General features: G+C 73.5%; 2 protein-coding genes. One reads left to right on the top strand and one right to left on the bottom strand.

Annotated elements, in window-relative coordinates; translation table 11 throughout:
• Positions 1-926 (bottom strand): HAMP domain-containing protein (locus HMPREF0731_RS25255; protein ID WP_040612634.1); only part of this gene is annotated, 926 nt, incomplete at its 3' end.
• Positions 927-1,110: 184 nt separating this feature from the next.
• On the opposite strand from HMPREF0731_RS25255, the gene HMPREF0731_RS09750 reads away from it, so the two are divergent.
• Positions 1,111-3,586 (top strand): helicase-related protein (locus tag HMPREF0731_RS09750; protein WP_083854489.1); only part of this gene is annotated, 2,476 nt, incomplete at its 3' end.

The following is a 3,586-nucleotide window of genomic DNA, read 5'->3' as shown; positions in this document are numbered from 1 at the left end:
GCCTGCGCCGCCTGGGAGAGCCCGGCCATGGCGGCCGCCACCTCCTCGCGGAAGCCGGCCATGGCGGCGGCCATCGCCTCGGCCCGCTGCAGCCGCTCGGCATTCTGCGCGCGCGACTCGCGCTCCAGCATCTCGGCGCGGCGCAGATTCTCGCGCAGCGCCTCGGCCGCGGCGGCCAGCACGCCGATCTCGTCGCGCCGCCTCGCGCCGGGCACCGGCTGTTCCAGCCGCCCCTCCGCCATGCCGGAGATGCCGGCGGTGGCGGCGGAGAGCGGGCGCAGGATGCTGCGCCGCACCGTCAGCACCAGCACCACGCCGAGCAGCGCCAGCGCCGAGGCCACCAGCGCGGCGAGCAGCTGCGACAGCCGCTCGGCATAGGCGATGGCGCCCTCGGCCGCGGCGGCGCTGTCGCGCTCGGCGGCGTTGGCGGCGCGGTCCAGCAGGGTGTTCAGGGCGCGGCGGTTGGCGCGGTTGGTCTCGTTGTTGCCCATGCGGTTGGCGGCGGGCGGGCCTTCCTCGACCCCGGCGCGGGCGATGTCGCGGCGGAAGCGCAGGAACTCCTCCACCACGCGGGAGAGCTGGGCGAACTCGGCCTGCTGGCTGGCGGGCACCAGAAGGCGCCAGGCGGCCATTTCCTGCTCCAGCCCGTCCAACGCGGCGCGCAGCGAGGCGGCGGCGCGCTGGGCGGGCTGTCCCGGCTCGGAAAAATACAGCAGGCGGCTGTCGGAGACCGCCTCCATCACCCGGCCGTTCACCCGCTCCGCCCGCCAGGCGGCCGCGCCGGCCCGCTGCGTCTCGCGCACCTCGGCCTCGTAGCTGGACAGCGCCCAGACGGCGAAGCCGGCGGTGGACAGCGCCACCAGGCCGGACAGGGCCAGCAGCAGATAAAGCCGGGTCGCCAGAGAGCGCGACAGCCAAGCGAACATGCCATCCTCCAAGCCTGGGCACGGCCCTTGCCGCCCCGTTGTCGCATTCTGCGAGAAGCCCGGCTTACACCCGGTTAAGCGGTCACGGTTGCAACGCCCCCCGCTTGGCGTCACACAGGGCGCGATGGCCCTCCGCCTCCCCCCCTCCGCCGCCGCCCGTGCCGCCGACCGGTCCGCTGGCGGCATGTTCCCGGCGCGGGTCAAGGCCGTGCTCGGCCCCACCAACACCGGCAAGACGCATCTGGCGATCACCCGGATGCTGGCGCATGCCTCCGGCATCATCGGCTTCCCGCTGCGGCTGCTGGCGCGGGAGAATTACGACCGCATGGTCGCGGTGAAGGGCGCGGCCCAGGTCGCGCTGATCACCGGCGAGGAGAAGATCCTCCCCCCCGGCGCCAAATGGTTCGCCTGCACGGTGGAGGCGATGCCGCTCGACCGCCGGGTGGAATTCGTCGCGGTGGACGAGATCCAGCTCTGCGCCGACCCCGACCGTGGCCATGTCTTCACCGACCGGCTGCTGCACGCGCGCGGCCTGGTCGAGACCATGTTCCTCGGCGCCGAGACCATCCGCCCGCTGCTGCAGCGCCTAGTGCCGCAGGCCGAGGTGGAGACGCGCCCGCGCCTGTCGGAGCTGCGCTACGCGGGGCCCGCCAAGCTGACGCGGCTGCCGCCGCGCTCGGCCGTCGTCGCCTTCTCGGCGGCCGAGGTCTATGCCATCGCGGAAGCCATCCGCCGCCGCCGTGGCGGCTGCGCCGTGGTGATGGGCCGGCTCAGCCCCCGCACCCGCAACGCCCAGGTGGCGCTGTACCAGAATCGCGAGGTGGATTTCCTGGTGGCGACGGACGCCATCGGCATGGGGCTGAACATGGATGTGGACCATGTCGCCTTCGCGTCTTTGCAGAAATTCGACGGCCACCGCCCGCGCATCCTGACCGCGCAGGAGGCGGCGCAGATCGCCGGCCGCGCCGGGCGCGGCATGCGCGATGGCAGCTTCGGCGTCACCGCCGACTGCCCGCCGCTGCCGGAGGAGATGGTGGCCAAGATCGAGGGCCACCAGTTCGAATCCCTGCAGACCCTGGCCTGGCGCAACGCCGCGCTCGACCTCGACAGCATCGACGGGCTGCTCGACAGCCTGGCCATGCCGCCGCCGGTGCCGGGCCTGGCCAAGGGCCATGACGCGACCGACCACATCACGCTGGAGGCGCTGTCGCGCGACCCGGAGGTGCGCCGCCTGGCGCGCGGCCGCCGCCGCGTCGGCCTGCTGTGGGAAGCCTGCCAGATCCCGGATTTCCGCAAGCTGGCGGATGACAGCCACGTCAAGCTCTGCGCCCGCATCTTCGGCCATCTGGTCCATGACGGGCACCTGCCCGCCGACTGGGTGGCGGCGCAGATCGCCCAGCTCGGCGCCACCGAGGGCGATCTCGACACGCTGATGACGCGGCTGTCGGCGATTCGCGTCTGGACCTATATCGCGGCGCGATCCGACTGGATCCGCGACGCGCAGCGCCACCAGGACGCGGCGCGCGCCGCCGAGGACGCGGTGAGCGACGCGCTGCATGAGCGCCTGACCGCCCGTTTCGTCGATCGCCGCGCCGCGCACCTGATTCGCCGGCTCGATGAATCGGCCGACGACCTGCTCTCCGCCGTCACCCGCCAGGGTGAGGTGGTGGTGGAAGGCCACCCGGTTGGCCAAGTGAAGGGTTTCGTGTTTGAACCGGATGCCGCTGCGGGTAATGGGGAGGAGCGCAAGCTTGTCCTGCGTGCCGCCCGCCGTGCCCTGCAGAGTGAGATGCCGAAGCGCGTGACTGAGATCGAAACCGCGTCCGACGACGCTTTCGCCCTGACCCCGTCCCACCGCATCACCTGGAAGGGTGACGAGGTGGCGCGGCTGCGGCCCGGCCCCACCCCGGACAAGCCGCTGGTCGAGCCGCTGCCCTCCGACCTGCTGGATGGCGCCCAGCGCGAGCGCATCCGCGCCCGCCTCGCCACCTGGCTGGAAGGGCAGCTCAAGAAGGAATTCGCCCCCCTCGACACGGTCGAGGCCAAGGCGGCGGAGGATGGCGCGCTGCGCGGCCCGGCCTTCCGGCTGCGCGAATATCTCGGCCTGGTGCCCGGCGGCACCGAGGCCGAGATCAACCCCGAGCTGCGCCAGAAGCTGAAGGGCATCGGCATCCGCGCCGGCCGCTTCGCGCTCTACCTGCCCGAGATGCTGAAGCCGCGGCCGATGGCGCTGCGCGCGCAGCTCTGGGCGCTGAAGGCCGATTGCGACGTGCCGCCGGTGCCCGGCGGCGGGCTGGTCTCCGTGCCGCCCCCCGAGGGCTGGCCGGAGGGCTTCGCCGAGACCATGGGCTGGGTGAAGGCCGGGCCGGTGCTGCTGCGACTCGACGTCGCCGAGCGCGTCGCCGGCGAGCTCGGCCACCTGACCCGCCGGGCGCCGGCCATGCTGCCGCCGGATGTGGCCAGCCGCCTTGGCGTGAAGGCCGACATCCTGGGCGCCGTGCTGCAGACGCTGGGCTTCCGGCTGGTGACGCCGGAGCCGCTGGCCGAGGACGCCTTCGGCCCGCCGAGCCCGGCCATGGTCAGCGCCCGGCGCGAGGAACACCGGCACGGCCCGCGCCGCCACGGCCCGCGCCGAGAGGGCGGCAACCGGGGCGAGGGCA

It is taken from the genome of Pseudoroseomonas cervicalis ATCC 49957 (genome assembly GCF_000164635.1).
Classification (GTDB): Bacteria; Pseudomonadota; Alphaproteobacteria; order Acetobacterales; family Acetobacteraceae; genus Pseudoroseomonas; species Pseudoroseomonas cervicalis.
The sequence above is the reverse complement of the archived record's forward strand: the minus strand, read 5'-3'. Positions and strand labels throughout refer to the sequence as shown.